Source organism: Chitinophaga sp. OAE865, assembly GCF_040546735.1.
In the GTDB taxonomy this organism is placed as follows: Bacteria; Bacteroidota; Bacteroidia; order Chitinophagales; family Chitinophagaceae; genus Chitinophaga; species Chitinophaga polysaccharea_A.
Window position 1 is genome coordinate 575,479 of sequence record NZ_JBEPOF010000001.1, and the last position, 17,968, is coordinate 593,446.

The following is a 17,968-nucleotide window of genomic DNA, read 5'->3' on the forward strand; positions in this document are numbered from 1 at the left end:
TTACGTCTTGTAAACAATTCCCCGATTATGAGGAGTGCAAAGGTACACTGCACATTCTTAATAACCATACATTTTAGGCACTTTTTTACAAGACACCTTTGTAATTAACTGATTTTCAATAAAAAATTTGTATTAAAGTTATTAACAACAGTTGGCGACACGGTTGATAACTGTTTTTTTTATTATATAAACGCAAAAAAAAGCAGCCACCTTTTATGGCAGCTGCTTATCTTATTATTTATTGTGTGCTGAGTAAACCCCAGGCATCTCGGCTTGAGATTCTTTTAGAACCGTGTGTAACATTAGCCTTAAAAGTGGTTTGGGTTGCCCCTGAAAACCGCCCCCGATAGGCCAGTCATCATTATCTGATATGATTTACTCAATAACCAGGATTTTGAACCAATGATGAATTGGCATTTATCTCCCTTTCAGGAATAGGGAATACCAATTTATCTGCATTCCAGGGATATACTGTGGTCATATCACTACCACCGTTGGTAGACTGCTTCAACCGTTTAATATCGTGAATGCGCAGCCCTTCAAATGCCAGCTCAAGTCTCCGCTCCAGTAAGATGTCATCCAGAGTTACAACTGTCAGCTCCGGCAATCCGGCCCGGGTATGTACCACGTTTACATCTTCCAGCGGTGTAGCACCTACAGCCGAACCCAACCGCTCGTTACATTCTGCACGCACCAAATACAGCTCCGCCAGCCTGATCACAGGAATATTTTGTCCCGGATCAAACCATTTGCCTGTATGATACTGTCCATCTGTTTCTCCTTCATATATAAGGAGGGTCAGCCGTGCATCAGCCGGATCCATGAGGTCTACAAATGCCTGGGGAATATCCACATCCCCACCACGGCCAATTCCATTCCTGTCAGCATAAAAAGTGGAAAGCCCGTCATTGGAGGCACCTGCATTATTCTGATCATTCTGCTGGATTTCCAGCAGGGTCTCGCTGGTGTTCTTATTCAGAAAAGCGCCATCCACAGTGGGTGTCAGCTGAAACCCACCATTCTGGATAATATCATCTGCCAGTGGCAGCGCTTCAGCGAAGCGGCTCTGCTGCAGGTATACCCTTGCCAGAAATGCCATTGCCGTATATCTGTTGGCTCTTTTACTGGCATCACGTTCAGGCAGTTTGGCGATAGCGCTCTTTAAATCACTTTCAATCTGTTTATATACCTCGGCTACTGTGCTCCGGGATGATTTTGCTTCTGCCTCAGCCTCTGTAGAAGTTGGTTTGGTCTGGATCACTACACCTGGCTTTGCATTGGTACCTGTCGGATCCCAGGGTAGGGCAAAGAAGCGTACCAGCTCAAAATGAAGGATGCCGCGGATAAAAAGTGCCTGTCCTTCCATATTGGCCTTTTGCGCACTGTCTGTTACCAGATTGAGTTTGCTAAGCACCACATTGGCCAGGTTAATGTCTGCATATGCTTCCAGCCACAGGTTCGCTACACGGGAATTATCGTCAGTAAGTGTTTTACGGTACATCTGCCGGGGCTGTGTGAAGCTACCTGTCCACGCGGCCTGCTGGTACCCACCCATCAGCTCTGCATCCAGATTGAGGTCCGTACCATACAAGCTTGGATCATCCAGCTTTGCATACAAGCCATTCACAGCAGCATTCACATCATCGGCTGTTAACAATGCCTGATCTGCCGGGATACTGTTCTGAGGAGCAATATCCAGTTTTTTGTTGCAGGACATAACATGCAATGCGGCAACAGCTATGAATACTGCTATGGATCTTGATCTAATATGTTTTATCATGATTATTCACTTTAATGTTTTCAAATAAAAGGTTAGGTCTACAATCCGATATTAATACCGATTGTAATAGTCCGTGCCTGCGGAGGTGTATAGAAATCGTGACCAATACTGATAGTAGAGAACGATGCCGTGTTGAGCTCCGGATCATAACCTTTATATTTGGTAGCAGTAAACAGGTTCACTGCTGATACATAAATACGGGCATTATCAATTTTCAGACGGGAAATAGCTGGTTTCGGTATATTATAACCCAATGTTACAGTTTTCACCCTGAAGTAAGAGCCATCCTGTACCCAACGGGAAGATTTGCTGGTACCGTTTCCTGCGTATAGCCGTGCCTGTGGCACATCTGTTTTGTCACCGGGTTTCTGCCAACGGTTTAACTGGTCCCTGGTCTGATTATCGAAGTAATCTCCATTTACGCTCTGGAAGTGGCCGGCCATATTATACAGGTCATTTCCTTTAACAAACTGGCATTGTACGTCCAGGTCAAAACCTTTATAAGAGAAATGGTTGCCAAAGCCGCCATAGAAGTCGGGATTGGGATTACCGATCACAGTATCCACAGCCGCGCCGTAATCGTTGGTGGTCTTTCCGTCCTTGGTCATGTAAAGCGCATCACCATTAGCCTCATCCACGCCCATATATTTTTTGCCATAGAAATATCCGAACGGACGGCCTTCCGAAATGCGGCTGATTTCATCGGATCCACCGCTGATAGTAGCGCCATTCAGGTTGGTAACTTTGTTACGGTAAGTAGAAATATTGAACGTGGTGCTCCACTGAAACTTACCGACAAGGTTCTGGGTAGTGATAGATGCTTCCCATCCTTTGTTGGTCAGAGCTCCCAGGTTCTTGGTAATAACGTTAAAACCATTAGTGCCTGGTAATGGAAAATCCAGCAATAAGTCACGTGTATTTTTGCTAAAATAGTCCACTTCACCAGTGATACGGTCTTTTAAAAATCCGAATTCCAATCCAATATCCGCCTGGCGGGTGCTTTCCCAGCTCAGATCAGATGAACCGATCTGTGTTGGAAAGATACCGGATATAGAACCATAGGGCAATCCGGAGTATAAAGTACGAGACTTGTAGTTACCGATCTCGGCATTTCCTGTAAGACCATAGCTGGCTCTCAGTTTCAGGTTGCTGACAGCTTTTGAGTCATGCAGAAAGTCTTCCTGCGAGATGATCCATCCTGCGGAAACAGCCGGGAATGCACCATAACGGGTGTTAGAACCAAACCTGGAAGAGCCATCATAACGAATGCTTGCACCAAGCAGGTATTTATCTTTAAAACGATAGTTGGCACGCAGGAAGTAGGACAGAAACGTATAATCCTCCACGGTAGTAGCTCCACTGGTTATTTTAGCTGAACTGGTCAGTTTTACAAACTGGTTGCTCGGAAATCCGCGCCCTTCCACCGATGTAACGTTTGTTTTACCAGACTGGTAAGACATCCCCGCTACGGCTTCCAGGTCATGGAACTCTCCCATGTGCTTTTTAAAGGTGAAATAGTTATTGGTATTATAGTTTACAATAGTTGTCTGTGCATTGTAACCATACCCATCCGGAGCACCGTCCTGTGTTTCCTTGCTCAGGTACTGGTCATCCTGGGAGTTTACATAATCAATACCTACTTCACTTCTGAAATTCAGGTAGGGCAGGATATCAATTGTACCATATATACTACTGATTGAACGGTACAGGGTATTTAATGTGTTGGAGTTATTTTCCAGGTTCAGGAGATTATTATAATACAGGGTGCGGGTATTCAGCTTTCCTGTCAGCGGGTCTATTTTAGGTTGGAACGGCGGAATAGCCACCAGCTGTAAAGGATTGGAGAATGCGTTATCATCCGGAAGCCTGTAATTATTGGTTTTAGAAAGGGAGATGTTTGCACCTACCTTTATCTTGTCATTAATGGAATGGTCAATATTTAACCTGCCATTGGCCCTGTTCAAACGGTTACCGATGAGAATACCTTTCTGATTATTGTAACTGCCGTTCAGGTAAAAGGTAGTCCTTTCATTACCACCGCTCATAGAAAGACTGTACTGTTGTACATTACCATGTTGAAATGCATGATCAGACCAGTTTTCATCATAATTATCCTTCCAGAACTCGCCGCCCGGATAATACTGCATTTCGTCATTGAGGTCTATATCAGAATTCTTGGCCGCTTCATTAAAGAGCTCCCGGTATTCCTGGGCATTTAACCATTTTCCTTTGCGGGTAGGTTCGCTTAACCCGCCGAATACACTTGCGTTAATTTTTGTTCTTCCGGCCTTACCACTCTTGGTGGTAACGAGAATTACCCCATTCGATGCCCTGGCTCCATAGATAGCAGCAGCGGCGGCATCTTTCAATACTTCCATGGAGGCAATATCATCCGGATTGATGGAAGCAAGGGGGTTATCCTTAGCCCCCAGATTACTGGCAGTCTGGGATACAACAGGAATACCGTCAATAATGATTAAAGGGTCATTACTGGCTGTAACGGATGAGATACCGCGGATCCTGATATTCAGGGCCTCTCCCAGTCTTCCGCTTCCCGAGTTGATGAATACGCCCGGAGCCCGGCCCTGGAGCGCTGTTTCAAAGGTTGGCAATGGCAGATTTGCTATTTCTTTGGCAGTCACTTTGGAAATTGAACCGGTCAGATTACGGCGTGTTTGTGTACCATATCCTACTACCACTACTTCAGAAAGTTCTTTATTGCCGGTTCCAAGTTCGGCATTTATCACCTGCTGGCTTCCTACAATTACTTCTTTATCGTCATAGCCAACAAATGAAAAAACCAGTGTGGTTCCTTTTGCGGGGACATCTAGTTTGTATGTTCCATCGGAAGCGGTAACAGTACCCACGGCACCATTTTTAATTTTAACAGTCACCCCTGGTAAAGGACTACCATCTTTCTGGTCGGTAACTCTACCGGTAATTTGTTTTGACTGGGCAAATAAGAATGTGCAGAATAGCAACAATATGCCCATCAACGAATAGAATCGCGTCATGGTTCTGGATTTAGATTTAGAATTTAAATAGCAGCAGGCTGAACTATTTGGTTGAATTGATCGGATTTGGTTGAACTTTTATTTTGGTTGAATACTCGGGCTATAATTTCTCTCTATAAGCAAAAACACGAGATAGCAGATGCTATCTAAGCCGTAAATCTAAAAAATATTTTCGATTCTTCTTAATAAAATGTTAACGGCTTCTGTGGTATAAACAAAAAAAGCGACCAGGTAGGTCGCTTTTTTAAACATAACAATATATTTTAATCAATCCCTGTTCCTGGCTCCCATATAAATTAATATATACTGCACAAGTGTGGCAATCGAAGCAAGCGCAGCCACCACATAGGTCATAGCAGCCCACCAGAGTGCATTTTTGGCTTTATCATGCTCTTCCCTTCGCATAATGGTGGTATTGTCCAGCCAGGCCAGCGCTCTCCGGGATGCATCGAACTCTACAGGCAGCGTGATCAGTGAAAAAGCCGTGGTAATTCCGAATAAAATAATGCCTCCCAGCAATAACTGCGGAAACGTATTAATAAGGAAAATACCGGCCAGTAGTACCCAGGAAACGATATTGGAGCTAACCTGCACTATAGGCACCAGCCTGGACCGGAGTCCCAGCCAGGGATAAGCGGCGGCATGCTGTACCGCATGCCCGCATTCATGGGCAGCCACCGCGGCAGCAGCCACATTGGCCCCATTATATACTTCCGGGCTCAGATTTACCGTTTTATCGGCCGGGTTGTAGTGATCCGATAAAAAACCTTCGGCTTCCCGTATCTGAACATTGTATATCTGATTGTCTTTCAACATCTTCTCGGCCATTTGCCTACCAGTTAAACCGGAAGAGGTGGGTATTTCGCTGTAAGCCCGGAACTTACTCTTAAGAACGAAGCTTACCAGCAGGCTGATACCCACAAAAACCAGCGATAAAAACATAATTCCAGGTGTCATAATAATATAAAATTAGATGATCTTATGGTACAAATATCTCACCAGATGCCCCCTTTTAAGTTTTATTTATCACTAACCTGCCAACCCTTCTCTTTGCTGCCTGATTATAAATTTAACACTGTCATTATGGCGCCTAAAATAATTTTTTGAGTAAAAAAGCGTCTGTTTGTCATTTAAAAAAATCTATTTTATTAGATTTTTTTAATATGCAAAAATCATCGACATCAACCCTATTTATCAACATTTTACGAGCCCTCAATGAAAGTAATATTGGACAAAAACAACCCCTGAAACAAGCGATGGCAGCCACTTTCTCCAGTAACACAAACACCTCAAAAGTTATTCACATCAATTAAATAAACTTTTTTATTCTGAAGCCATTTTGTAATTTAGACCTGAATTTAATGGGTTAGTAAGTAGAAAGAGTCAGCGGAATCTTCCGTTTGGCTCTTTTCTCTTTTTATACCTCTTCACTTCCTTTTTTAACACTTCTCACTTCATCATTTCAGTTCAATAAATGTAAAAACGTTACTTTGTAACGCATCTTTTTTATGAAAATTATGAGTAAAATCAGAACTGCTTTTTTCTGTCAGAATTGTGGATACGAATCAGCCAAGTGGAATGGAAAATGTCCGAGTTGCGGAGAATGGAATACGTTCGTGGAAGAAAGAGTACAGAAAGATATTCCACATAAACAGGCGGATTGGAAAAACAATGATACTACCTCTCCCCGGACACATAAAATAATTAATCTTGCCGAAGTAGTCACTAAAGATGAAGAACGGATTCTAACCCCCGACAATGAATTGAACCGTGTGCTGGGAGGCGGCATAGTAGCGGGTTCGCTGGTACTGGTAGGTGGAGAGCCCGGCATTGGGAAGTCAACGCTCTTTCTTCAGAATGCTTTACAGCTGAAGCATATCAAAACACTTTATATCAGCGGTGAAGAAAGCGAACAACAGATAAAAATGAGAGCAGACCGTATTCAGAATTCCAACGAACAATTCTATCTGCTTACAGAAACTTCTACACAAACCATCTTCCAGGAAATTAAAAAATTACAACCTCAACTGGTCATAGTTGATTCTATCCAAACATTGCATTCACCATTCATTGAATCTGCGCCGGGAAGCGTATCACAAATCAGGGAAACAACCGCAGAGTTACAACGCTTTGCCAAAGAAAGTAATACCCCTGTATTCCTCATCGGGCACATCACCAAAGATGGCTCCATTGCCGGCCCAAAAGTGCTGGAACACATGGTGGATACGGTTTTACAGTTTGAAGGCGACCAGCATTATGCTTACCGGATCCTGCGTACTATCAAAAACAGGTTTGGTTCCACAGCCGAACTGGGTATTTACGAAATGACCGGCACTGGCCTGAGGCAGGTAACCAATCCTTCAGAGATCCTTATTTCCCAGCGGGAAGATCTCCTGAGCGGCGTGGCTATTGCTGCCACAATGGAGGGCATGCGGCCCCTCCTCGTGGAAGTGCAGGCGCTCGTTACACAATCCGTTTATGGAACACCACAACGCACTGCTACCGGCTTTGATCTCCGAAGGCTGCAGTTGCTCCTGGCCGTACTGGAAAAACGGGGCGGCTTCCACTTCGGCGTAAAAGATGTATTCCTCAATATTGCCGGCGGCATCCGTGTAGAAGACCCGGCCATCGACCTGGCGGTATTGTGCGCCCTGCTTTCTTCTTATGAAGACAATGCCATTTCTCCCAAGATCTGCTTTTCGGGAGAAGTAGGCCTGAGTGGTGAAATAAGAGCTGTGAACCGTATTGAACAAAGAATTGCGGAAGCAGAAAAACTGGGCTTTGAAAAAATATTTATTTCCCGTTACAACAAAAAAGGAATTGATTTCAGTAAATTCCATATCGAAGTAATTGCTGTAGGAAGAGTGGAAGAAGTGTACCAGCGGTTATTTTAAACATCATCATATCTTTAAAACCATACGATGCTTACCAGTTTGTTTTCCCCACTGGTTCATCTGTTTTACCCGCATTGCTGTGAGCTATGCGGCACTGATCTGTATCAGACAGATGAACTGTTATGCCTGCGTTGCATGCAGGCTTTACCGCTTACCCATTTTCAGCGTTATCCCAACAATCCCGTAGCACAGGTGTTCCGTGGAAGAATTGCTGTGCAACAGGCCACTGCTACTTATTACTATAACCAGTCGACCGGCCTGCAACAGCTTATTCACCGGTTTAAATACCACCATCGCCAGGATATCGCCACCTGGCTGGGCAGGCAAACCGGTTACCAGCTCCTGGAAAGTGACTGGATCAGTACCGTCAGCTGCCTGGTACCGGTTCCCCTGAACCCCAGGAAAGAAAAAAAACGGGGCTATAACCAGGCGGCCTTGCTGGCTAACGGTATTGCCCAGGCGATACCCTCTCTGCCGGTATACCCCGCCACCCTTCGCCGGCAACAATTCACGGCTACGCAAACAAAAAAGGGACGTACAGACAGGTGGGAGAATGTAGCCAACGCCTTCCAGGCCAGTGCCAACCTTCCGGAAGGCGCGCACGTATTACTGATCGACGATGTAATCACCACCGGCGCTACCACAGAAGCCTGCTGCAGAGCCCTGCACCAGGCCGGCGCCCGGGTAAGTGTATGTTGCCTCGCCTATGCCTGGAAATGAGTAGCCCGAAATTCTTCTCCATTATTAACGTGGGAATGCTAACTTTACAGGTACAGCCCTAAACGGCTATTTTAATCTGTCTTTAAAAAAATCTATATGTTCAGATTAGCCATACTATCAGTTGTTATGCTCTTTGCCTCATCCCATCTTTACGATTTCAAAGTAGATGCCGTTGACGGTGGAAAGATCGATTTCTCCAAATACAAAGGGAAAAAAGTATTGATCGTGAATACCGCTTCGCTGTGTGGCAATACCCCACAATACGAAGGCCTGGAAAAGCTGTACAAAAAGTACCACGACAAGCTGGTTATTGTTGGTTTCCCCGCCAACAATTTTGGTTCGCAGGAGCCTGGCACCAACAAGGAAATACAACAGTTCTGCACCAAGCAGTATGCAGTAACCTTCCCGATGGCCGCTAAAATATCTGTTAAAGGCTCAGACATCCATCCCCTGTACAAATGGCTGCTGGAGGAAAGCAAAGCCAAACACATGGAACCGGCCGAGGTTACCTGGAACTTCCAGAAATACCTGTTGGATGAAAAAGGCAATCTGGTAGCTGTATTTTCTCCGAAAACGCAACCTGAATCTGCTGAAGTGATTGCTGCGATTGAGAAATAGTTCTTTACTAACTGTCGCCGATTTCTCTATAAAAGAAAACTGCAGGTACCTGCGTAACGTATATCCGTTTACGTAGGTACCTGTCATTAATTGTACACCGCGCAACCGTATTCATGAAACACTACCTTGTTCCTGCAGTCAATACCTTGCCGCTGATGGCATTACTGTGCATTTTACTGGCCTCCTGCCAGCATGGTGAGGATCTTCCCTCTCTTTCCTGCCCGGAAATGCAGATGGTTACCACTATCGGCAACACCACCAGTACCATGAGCTTTAGCCGGAGCCTCCTGTTCCGCGAACGGACAGATACCGGCGGCCTCAAATTCCTGAGTGTGGAAACGGTGTCTGATTCCTGCAGGGTGGTATTTAATCTGACAGATGGCATGTACGACGAACCAGGATTGCGGAATGACAGCCTGCATCTGAAAACTTATACCTATACCCGACAGGGAGCACAATCCGGCGGCCTTGTAGCCGTTGCAGTAAAAAACAACAACGGCGAATTCACTTTTCTTACCACAGATTCTTCCAGTGTCACGATACGTAAAATGAATCTCCGGTCACAAACAATATCCGGCAGCTTTTATTTCGTTGACAATGAGAAAAAGATTGATGGCTCCGGCACTTTTGAAAATGCCTGTTATGTATCTCTTCAATAAAAAATGATTAGCCCCCTTTTCATTATCTTGCGCCCATGCTTTTTTCTGATATCATAGGACAAGGAGAGGTAAAACAACAACTCATTCAATCTGTTCAGCATAACCGCTTAAGCCATGCCATAATACTGCTTGCCCCTGAGGGCGCAGGCGGTCTTCCACTCGGACTGGCCTTTACCCAATACCTGGTTTGCGAAAACAAACAAACGCAGGATGCCTGCGGACAATGCGCCGCATGCCTCAAAGCTTCACAGTTCATACATCCGGATATACACTATTCCTATCCGGTTATTCCGCGCAAGGCAGGAGATAAACCGGTGAGCACAGATTATATCACAGAATGGCGTGAGTTTGTTGCCACACATCCCTATGGTAATGCGTACGACTGGCTCCAGTTCATAGGCGCCGAAAATAAACAGGGTAACATTACCGCTACTGAATGCCAGGATATCATCCACAAACTGAACCTGAAAAGTTTTGAAAGTGGTTATAAAATACTGGTGATGTGGATGCCCGAATACCTGGGCAATGAAGGAAACCGCCTGCTGAAGCTGATCGAAGAACCACCTCAGAACACACTGTTCATCCTGGTGGCGGAAAACCAGGAACAGATACTGGCCACCATCTTATCAAGAACACATCTTATTAAAATAAACCCGCTGGCCAAAGAAGACCTGGTAGCTGCGCTGGAACAAAAAAGCAATGTTCCTCCCGCAAAAGCCCGGCAGATGGCCACTATTACAGCCGGCAATTACCGTGAAGCCCTTTACCTGCTGCAGCATTCAGACGACGACTATCATGAGCTGCTCCGGAGTTGGCTGAACCATCTTTTTACCGGTAACCGGGTGGCGCTGCAGGAATGGATAGAAAATATTTCAAGCGCCAAAACCGGCAGGGAAAACCAAAAACAGTTCCTGCGCTATTTCATCAACCTGCTGGAACATACCCTGCGCCTGCAATACCTTGATAAAAACCAGCTGGCCTTTTCCCCGGAAGAAATGGACTTTGCTGCCAAACTGGCCAAACTGGCTAACCTTGACCAGATGCAGGAAATTGCCGATGCTCTCAACAATGCCAGCTATTATATAGAACGCAACGCCAATGGAAAAATGCTATTTCATGCCCTGTCTCTCAGGCTGCAATATATATTTAAAAAGAAACCTTTACCGGTTATGTAATAACCACCTGCTTCCTGCAGGTCTTATCGACTGCTTTTCCCTATCTTTGTTGCTTCCGGCCTTTTGTTTTTCTGAAAGGAAAAACGTATTTTGAAGAACTGGAATAACCTGAAATGCTTATTTATAAAATTTAAACTAATTAATAATATGGCTTGTGCCGGATGTGGTACGGGTGTGGAAGGGAAGCCGTCAGGATGCAAGAGTAATGGAGGATGCAGCACAGGAGGTTGTAACAGACTGAACGTGTTTGACTGGCTGTCCAATATTCCCCTTGGTGATAGCTTAGCACCATTTGACATTATAGAGGTAAGTTTTAACAATGGCAGCCGCAAGGACTTTTTCCGTAATGTAACCAAACAATTCTTTGATAAAGGAGAGATGGTTACAGTAGAAGGAGTTAGCGGATTTGATGTTGGAACAGTAAGCCTGACAGGCGAACTGGTAAAACTACAGATGAAGAAGCGACGCGCTGAAGACACACCCGAAGTAAAAAAAGTGCTGCGGCGTTCAACGAACGACGACCTGCAGCGGATGAACGACAATAAGTCCCGTGAAAAGGAGGCGCTCATTAAATCCCGCGCCCTCGCACGCAACCTCGGGCTTGAAATGAAACTGGCAGAAGTGGAAATACAGGCCGATGGCCGTAAAGCCACTTTCTTCTACACCGCAGATGATCGCGTTGATTTTAGGGAACTGATCAAAGTATATGCCTCTGAATTCAGGGCCAAGGTGGAAATGCGCCAGATAGGCGCCCGCCAGGAAGCCGGGAAAGTAGGTGGCATTGGCAGTTGCGGCCGGGAGTTATGCTGCTCCACATGGCTGTCTGATTTCAAAAGCGTGAATACCACCGCTGCCCGGTACCAGAACCTTTCTATCAACCAGGCGAAGCTATCCGGACAATGCGGCCGTTTGAAATGCTGTCTTAACTACGAGCTCGATACCTATCTCGATGCACTGAAAGATTTCCCCGATGATGCAGACAACATTGAAACTGCCGGAGGCGTTGCCCACCTGCAGAAGCGAGATATTTTCAAATGCCTCATGTGGTACTCTTATGAAGGCAGCAATAAACAGTATCCGCTCACCATTGCCAGGGCAAAGGAAATACGCCAGCTGAACAGGCAGGGTATTAAGCCAGATGACCTGAAACCGGTAGAAGTGGTGACTGCCAAACCAAAAGAAGCAGATCTGGGGTACGCAGATGTAGTAGGATTAATCAGTCTGAAATCTCTCGAAAAAACAGCACAGAAACGCAAGCAGAAAGATAAAGACAAGCAAAGGCAGCAAAGGAACGGAGAACGTACAGAACGCGGCGAACCTAAACAAGCTCAGGGCCAGCCAAGAGCCGATGCTCCGAAAGGAGGCCCAAAACCTGATAACCGGCAACCTTCTGAACGTAAGCAGAAACCAGACAACCGTCAACAGCGGCAACAAGGCGGAGGTCAGCCCAAGCAGGGACGTGAACAACAACCCCGTAATGAGCAACAGCAGCAACGCCAGGAGCAAAGGCAGCAGACGCCAAAGCAACCTGGTCAGCAGCCGGCACAACCAGGCCTGCCAGGCGGACAGGGAGCCACCAATCCGAAACAGGACCGGCGCCCACCGCGGCATAAACACCGGCCACACAATCCTAACAAGAACAACAACAATCCTGAAAAAGGGCAATAAGTAATAACAAAAAAGACAACCGGCCTGGTTGTCTTTTTTGTTTGCATACAGCAAGCATTTCATATAAAATAAAAGGCCGCCCAGACGAGGCAGCCTTTGTTAACAATTGGTTTTTGCTTATGAGAAAACTTAAAAAATGCTATCTTATATCTCTTCACAAAATCAATCCCACAGGCGCCTCTACTGACTATTATACGGTCTTACGCTTCATTCTCAAACAGTAGTTTATAATAGTTCATGTTAGTGGCTTCATCAAAACCGCGCTCAATCATCTCACGGTTGCCATGAATATATACATGAAAGTTACGATCCAATTTCAGAATGCTCTTAAATACTTTCTGCTGCTTTTTTACAGCAGGTGCAGATATTTCAAATTCGTCAGGGATATCTTGTTGAAAATGACTGGCGTATTCATTTCTGTACTCTTTAAAAGAAGCGATGGCATCGGGATGACCCAATACTTCTTTTGCAAAATCATCCAGTTGGAATTGCTCTTTTTCTTTAAAATAAGCGGCTGATTTATTTAACAGATCCACCTGGTCTACCCTGTCCATCTCATACTCGGTTGGCAATTTGTTGTGTATAAATTGTTTACACATGTCCACCGCTGTTTCTGTCTGATGGTAACTGTCTTCCCGGCGCTGTACCTGTAAAAAGGCATCCCTCCAATACACCGCTTCGGCTTGTTTGCTGTTACTGTCTACTATACTTACCTTAAAACCTTCGGATTCTTCCGTATTAAAAACAAGACAACCTTTATCGAGCTTATTAATATTTATACCGTCTTCGTAATTTACCTGGTAATTCTCATCTGCAAGGAATACTTTCAAATACGTGTCGCGGTTCTCTGACTTAAAAATGCCTATGGCTTCCACCTCTTCACCATCAACCTGGCATTTGCTAAAGTAGGCTATATAAAGCTCTCCCCCTTTGATTTTAGGATGGGTGGAATGTTTATATAGATGTTTGGCAATATTGACCGACTGCTCCTGGAATTCATTTTGGTCAGTAAATATACGTCGACAATATTGAAATATTTCATTCAATTGCAGATCCGCATCATGACGGAACCTGAAATACTCTGCAGCACTGGCAAACGGCTGAATAAAATATGTTACCAATAACTGGCTGATCGTTTCATCCTCCAGCTGCAAAGGCGCTTTGGAACAGAGCAGGGCCTCGTCGTTAGTGGGATTCCCTACCTTGTGTATCGTTAATTGCGCCAAATCTTTAAACTCCGAAACATGGATCATGGGCGCAAAATTAATAAATTAGTTGACAGGCAACAGAACCGTTTTCCCCGGTAATTATTTCTTGATAATTTCATTACATACCCTACCTCCCATCCATATACGCTGAAAATTCTGGAATAGTTCCTTAATTTAAAGTTTCAAAACAAAATGAACATGAGAAAATATATCTGCCTGCTGGCAATGACCGCCGGATACGGCCTGCCGCTGATGGCCCAGCAAAAAAATGCAGACCGCCCCGTATATGAAACCCGCGACCTGACAGCAGAAAATATGTTTTCCGTAAACATTGAAGGACCCAACTTTGACAAAGCCGGCAATTTTTACGTCGTAAATTTTAAACAAGATGGCACCGTCGGTAAAATAAATACCAAAACCGGCGCCGGTGAGATCTTTGTCACCCTGCCAGATAGCAGCATAGCCAATGGAGTCCACTTCAACAGCAAGGGAACCATGTTCCTCCCGGATTTCATCCGGCATAATGTGCTGTCTGTTGATATGAAAACCAGGAAAGTCAGCGTGTATGTCCATTCCGACCATTTCAACCAACCTAATGATCTCTGCATCAACAGTAAAGACCAGATCTTTGTGAGCGACCCCAAATGGGCCACCAACACCGGCCAGATCTGGCGCATAGACCCGGACAACCATACGCCTGTGTTGCTGGAAGGCAATATGGGCACCACTAACGGTATAGAGCTAAGCCCCGACGAAAAAACCCTGTATGTAAACGAAAGCGTGCAACGGAATATCTGGAAATACAAGGTGGATAAAGCCGGTAACATCTCCCGGAAAACCTTATTCGCTACCTTTCCCGATTTTGGATTCGATGGCATGAAATGCGATAAAGTAGGGAACCTCTATGTAGCCAGGTGGGGGAAAGGCGTAATCGCCGTGCTGTCGCCCAAAGGAAAACTGATCCGGGAAATACCCCTGAGAGGAAAGCAATGCAGCAACCTGGTGTTTGGAGATAAAGACGGCAGAACCGTATACGTTACCCTGCAGGACCTGAAGTGCGTGGAAACCTTTCGGGTAACAATACCGGGTAAACGCTTTTAGAGCGGATTTTGTCTTGGGACAAAATCCGCTCCTACTTTATTATCAGCAGCCAGCCCTTATTCTTCTCTACAGGGATATCAGCGTTTTTGCCGAATACCTGCCCCTTTTGGAAGTTCCGTATATCCGGAGCCGTTATTACAGCCTTCGCAGGGTCGATGCCCAGGGCTTTCCAGTCGATTGTAAGTTTAACAGTAGTGTTTTCCGGCGCCCAGCTGGCAAGGGATACCAGCACCGCCCCATCCTTCCGGTAAATAGTGGCCGGAACCAGGGGATTGCTGGTTTTAACCGGATTGTTTTCCACCCAGTAACCAATCATCTTTGTTCCCTGCATTCCGAAATCATCCCACACTTTCCAGATCGGGCGTGGATCTGAGGTAGCGGTCCACGGCATGCGGTTAGTCATACCATACACCATGCCCCGCCACTGGTTACCACCATCCTGGAGCATTTCGCCCATCAGGCCAAAAGGGATACCGCTTACTTCCGTGAGGAAAAAAGCCGGGTCATTCTTCTCATAATCGAAATACTCACCAAACCAAAGCCGGTTCAGGTAAGGGAAATGCTCCATATAGAGCACCGCGCTGTTAATAAATCCATCAGATTTATTATACTGGTTAGCCGAGTGAAGGTCAATGATCCCCGGGTGGTTATCCTTTGTCAGCACACGTTTCACCCGCTTCATGGTAACCCTGTCAAACGCCACATCATCCAGGTAAATACCGTCGATACCCACGTTCTGTACCAGCCAGTTCATACCTTCCACATAGTAGTTATGCCAGCGGTTCATACCGCTATTGATGATAGCTGCGTCTTTAAACTCCGGTACAAACCATGCAGCGATATAATCTTTACCTACATGTTCCTGCAGCCAGGAGAAGCCCCCACCTTTGCCCCGGCTGTATACCTCATGCCCCAAACTACGCAATGGGAAAGTTTCCCAGGCATGGTTGGAAAGCTCTCTTACCGTGTTATAGATCTTTACTTTCAATCCCCGCTGATGCGCTTCCGTAATGTAATCCTTCATCGCTTTCCATTCAATGAACGGATAATTGATCCATGGATTAATATCGTTGCCGTGATGAATGTTGACCACAGTAGCGCCGGTAGCCTTGATGCTGTCGAGATTATTGTACCTGTGATAAAAACGGGTGGACCATTGGAAATCCGTGTTAATGGGGTGGAAAGGCGTGATAATCAGATGGAAATTATAATACAATACCTCTCCTTTATGCAAGGTTCTTTCGCCACTGTAGCTATTTACCAGTATTGATTTTCCTTTTTCTCCTATGGTGATGCCACCTTTATCTCCATTACCCCAGGAAAGCGGCAGCAGCAAAGGTTTTTGGAGATAAAAATTTGTATTCAGCGGGCGCACATAGTTTTCATCACGCAGGTTAAACTGGATACCGGCATTCACATCGCCAATCCACGCGCCGTCCTGGTTCTTGTTTTTTACATCCCATTTCCAGTCGATCTTTTCCGGGCGCACACCGCCTTTCTGGTTGAGGCCCATCATATACTTTGCTGCCCCCTTATCGAATGGCAGGTGCATGGTGATATCCTTCAGGGTTATCTCTTCCTGTGCGGTTACTTTCACGGTGTAATCGAGAAAACCATCAAATTCAAGCGTAGCGGTTACTTCCATTTCCAAACCGGTGGTGATGTTCAGCGCCTTCCAGCTGATTTTGCCGGGTGTCTTCTGCGTGATCTGCCAGCCATTGCTTTGCCAGTGAAGATCCTTACCTGTGGCGGATTCAATGAAATGAAAATGTACCGGCTCCGTAAAAATATTTTTAGGCTGTGTGGACAGCGAGGTCATTTCAGGGGTAAAGAACGTCTGGATCTGGGCGGGGAAACCATCTTTGTTGATGCCCACTTTACGGCCCAGTAAACTGATTACGCTGTCTTTCAGTTCCAGCGGGGTATACGGCGCAATCACGGCATCGTCCTGTGCCAGCGTGGAGTTCAGCCATTTCAGGCGGGTTTGTTTCCATGGCTCATTAAAGCCACTGTTCACAGCCCGTTTATTTGTTACTGTTAGGGCAATCCTTACCGGCATGGCGGGCATCCCTTCCGCCCTGATGGTAGCTATCCCTTTATAAATGCCTGCTGCAGCATTTTCCGGCACATCTATCCCGCACCACATGGCCTGTACTTTCCCCGGGAGGATATCCACTTTGGCAGAAAAAGGTTTTGCATCGTAGGTGGTACCAGTGGTATTAATGCAGTTGAGTTGGGCCGCAGGAATAGTTTGCCCGGAGGCTGTTTTCAGGTCTGCAAAGGAAATCTGTACATCTTTCATTTCGCGGCGGGCATAAATGCCAAGCTGAAATGCGTAGTATTCTCCTTTGTCGGCGGTACCGGAAAACGACTGGGAAGGCCCTTTCTTTATCCAGCGCTGTGGCAGGTCGTCCGTCATTTTAATGGGGAACTGCCTGTCTTCCGGGAACAACATATACCCTCCTCCGGGATGCTTCAGCAACAGCTGCTTCCGCTCCGCTTCCGTAGCAAATACTTCCATGGGATAAAAAGTATTGAAGCTGTCGATGGCTTCCAGCTGCTTCACGATAGTGTTGGGCTTTATGCCTGCGTGGATGGATTGCAGCCAGTTATTATCAGCTGTTTGCTCCGGCGCCAGGTATACGCCTTTCGGGTAATTATCGCGGCCTTCATTTTTAGAAGGCAGGTAGTAAATATAATAGTCGCCTTTCCCTGAGGTGGGCTCAAAGCAGATATCTCCACGCTCGCGGTTCAGTATCAATGCTTTTACATTGGTAATCTTTTGCTTCGTTTTTGCATCCACTATAATAATGCGTTTCAATTCGGGGTGTTCATCGCGGCGACGCCAGGGTATTACTACCCGGGCTACGGAACTGTTGCCGTTAAAAGTTACTACAGCACGGTGGTTACCGAGCGAGTCGGCATTCCAGTTATTATTTCCATTGGTATACTTCAGTTCCTGGGCGAGCGCCGTAGTGAGAAAGCTGAAAGTAAATCCTGCCAGCAGCAATCCTCTTCTGAAGTTGCGGGAAACGTGGTTTGTCTGATACATGAAGGATAAAAAGATTTTAGATGTTCACCATTATAAATTTACTACTGTTGGTGTATCTTTTCCGGAATATTTTATAAAT

General features: G+C 45.7%; 12 protein-coding genes. 7 read left to right on the forward strand and 5 right to left on the reverse strand.

Going from position 1 to position 17,968, the window contains the following annotated elements:
* Positions 1–379: 379 nt before the first annotated feature.
* The 3 genes from ABIE50_RS02480 to ABIE50_RS02490 all read right to left on the reverse strand — a co-directional run bounded on the left by ABIE50_RS02480 (position 380) and on the right by ABIE50_RS02490 (position 5,751).
* Complete coding sequence (locus tag ABIE50_RS02480; protein ID WP_209856352.1) at positions 380–1,780, reverse strand: RagB/SusD family nutrient uptake outer membrane protein; 1,401 nt, start codon at positions 1,778–1,780, stop codon at positions 380–382.
* A 38-nt stretch (positions 1,781–1,818) separates the two neighbouring features.
* Positions 1,819–4,794, reverse strand: coding sequence for a SusC/RagA family TonB-linked outer membrane protein (locus ABIE50_RS02485; RefSeq protein ID WP_209856349.1), 2,976 nt, complete (start codon positions 4,792–4,794; stop codon positions 1,819–1,821).
* Between the two features lie 267 nt (positions 4,795–5,061).
* The gene (locus tag ABIE50_RS02490; RefSeq protein ID WP_209856345.1) at positions 5,062–5,751 is read right to left on the reverse strand and encodes a zinc metallopeptidase; all 690 of its coding nucleotides are present in this window, start codon (positions 5,749–5,751) and stop codon (positions 5,062–5,064) included.
* Between the two features lie 560 nt (positions 5,752–6,311).
* Between ABIE50_RS02490 and radA the strand changes: the two genes are divergently transcribed.
* From radA to ABIE50_RS02520, 6 genes are all read left to right on the forward strand, one after another.
* The gene (gene radA / locus ABIE50_RS02495; protein ID WP_209856343.1) at positions 6,312–7,688 is read left to right on the forward strand and encodes a DNA repair protein RadA; all 1,377 of its coding nucleotides are present in this window, start codon (positions 6,312–6,314) and stop codon (positions 7,686–7,688) included.
* 27 nt (positions 7,689–7,715) lie between these two features.
* On the forward strand, positions 7,716–8,408 hold the full coding sequence (locus tag ABIE50_RS02500; RefSeq protein ID WP_209856339.1) for a ComF family protein: 693 nt from the start codon (positions 7,716–7,718) through the stop codon (positions 8,406–8,408).
* Between the two features lie 96 nt (positions 8,409–8,504).
* A complete protein-coding gene (locus ABIE50_RS02505) occupies positions 8,505–9,026 on the forward strand; it encodes a glutathione peroxidase (RefSeq protein ID WP_142684661.1) in 522 nt (173 codons plus the stop codon).
* A gap of 113 nt (positions 9,027–9,139) precedes the next feature.
* Positions 9,140–9,685, forward strand: a complete 546-nt coding sequence (locus tag ABIE50_RS02510; protein WP_209856336.1) for a hypothetical protein — start codon at positions 9,140–9,142, stop codon at positions 9,683–9,685.
* Between the two features lie 35 nt (positions 9,686–9,720).
* The gene (locus tag ABIE50_RS02515) at positions 9,721–10,860 is read left to right on the forward strand and encodes a DNA polymerase III subunit (protein WP_209856333.1); all 1,140 of its coding nucleotides are present in this window, start codon (positions 9,721–9,723) and stop codon (positions 10,858–10,860) included.
* Between the two features lie 147 nt (positions 10,861–11,007).
* Positions 11,008–12,528, forward strand: coding sequence for a PSP1 domain-containing protein (locus ABIE50_RS02520; protein WP_209856331.1), 1,521 nt, complete (start codon positions 11,008–11,010; stop codon positions 12,526–12,528).
* A 200-nt stretch (positions 12,529–12,728) separates the two neighbouring features.
* Here ABIE50_RS02520 and ABIE50_RS02525 read toward each other — a convergent pair whose 3' ends face one another.
* On the reverse strand, positions 12,729–13,781 hold the full coding sequence (locus ABIE50_RS02525) for a nucleoid-associated protein (RefSeq protein WP_209856326.1): 1,053 nt from the start codon (positions 13,779–13,781) through the stop codon (positions 12,729–12,731).
* A 153-nt stretch (positions 13,782–13,934) separates the two neighbouring features.
* Between ABIE50_RS02525 and ABIE50_RS02530 the strand changes: the two genes are divergently transcribed.
* Complete coding sequence (locus ABIE50_RS02530) at positions 13,935–14,837, forward strand: SMP-30/gluconolactonase/LRE family protein (protein ID WP_209856322.1); 903 nt, start codon at positions 13,935–13,937, stop codon at positions 14,835–14,837.
* Between the two features lie 31 nt (positions 14,838–14,868).
* On the opposite strand, the gene ABIE50_RS02535 is transcribed toward ABIE50_RS02530, so the two are convergent.
* The gene (locus tag ABIE50_RS02535) at positions 14,869–17,889 is read right to left on the reverse strand and encodes a glycoside hydrolase domain-containing protein (RefSeq protein WP_354027849.1); all 3,021 of its coding nucleotides are present in this window, start codon (positions 17,887–17,889) and stop codon (positions 14,869–14,871) included.
* Positions 17,890–17,968 lie beyond the last annotated feature (79 nt).

Excerpts from the sequence above, each read along its gene's own strand:
- ABIE50_RS02535 (WP_354027849.1), bottom strand. The coding sequence starts at position 17,889 with ATGTATCAGACAAACCACGTTTCCCGCAACTTCAGAAGAGGATTGCTG.
- ABIE50_RS02515 (WP_209856333.1), top strand. The coding sequence starts at position 9,721 with ATGCTTTTTTCTGATATCATAGGACAAGGAGAGGTAAAACAACAACTC.
- ABIE50_RS02480 (WP_209856352.1), bottom strand. The coding sequence starts at position 1,780 with ATGATAAAACATATTAGATCAAGATCCATAGCAGTATTCATAGCTGTT.
- ABIE50_RS02485 (WP_209856349.1), bottom strand. The coding sequence starts at position 4,794 with ATGACGCGATTCTATTCGTTGATGGGCATATTGTTGCTATTCTGCACA.
- ABIE50_RS02505 (WP_142684661.1), top strand. The coding sequence starts at position 8,505 with ATGTTCAGATTAGCCATACTATCAGTTGTTATGCTCTTTGCCTCATCC.
- ABIE50_RS02525 (WP_209856326.1), bottom strand. The coding sequence starts at position 13,781 with ATGATCCATGTTTCGGAGTTTAAAGATTTGGCGCAATTAACGATACAC.
- ABIE50_RS02510 (WP_209856336.1), top strand. The coding sequence starts at position 9,140 with ATGAAACACTACCTTGTTCCTGCAGTCAATACCTTGCCGCTGATGGCA.
- ABIE50_RS02530 (WP_209856322.1), top strand. The coding sequence starts at position 13,935 with ATGAGAAAATATATCTGCCTGCTGGCAATGACCGCCGGATACGGCCTG.
- ABIE50_RS02520 (WP_209856331.1), top strand. The coding sequence starts at position 11,008 with ATGGCTTGTGCCGGATGTGGTACGGGTGTGGAAGGGAAGCCGTCAGGA.
- radA (WP_209856343.1), top strand. The coding sequence starts at position 6,312 with ATGAGTAAAATCAGAACTGCTTTTTTCTGTCAGAATTGTGGATACGAA.
- ABIE50_RS02490 (WP_209856345.1), bottom strand. The coding sequence starts at position 5,751 with ATGACACCTGGAATTATGTTTTTATCGCTGGTTTTTGTGGGTATCAGC.
- ABIE50_RS02500 (WP_209856339.1), top strand. The coding sequence starts at position 7,716 with ATGCTTACCAGTTTGTTTTCCCCACTGGTTCATCTGTTTTACCCGCAT.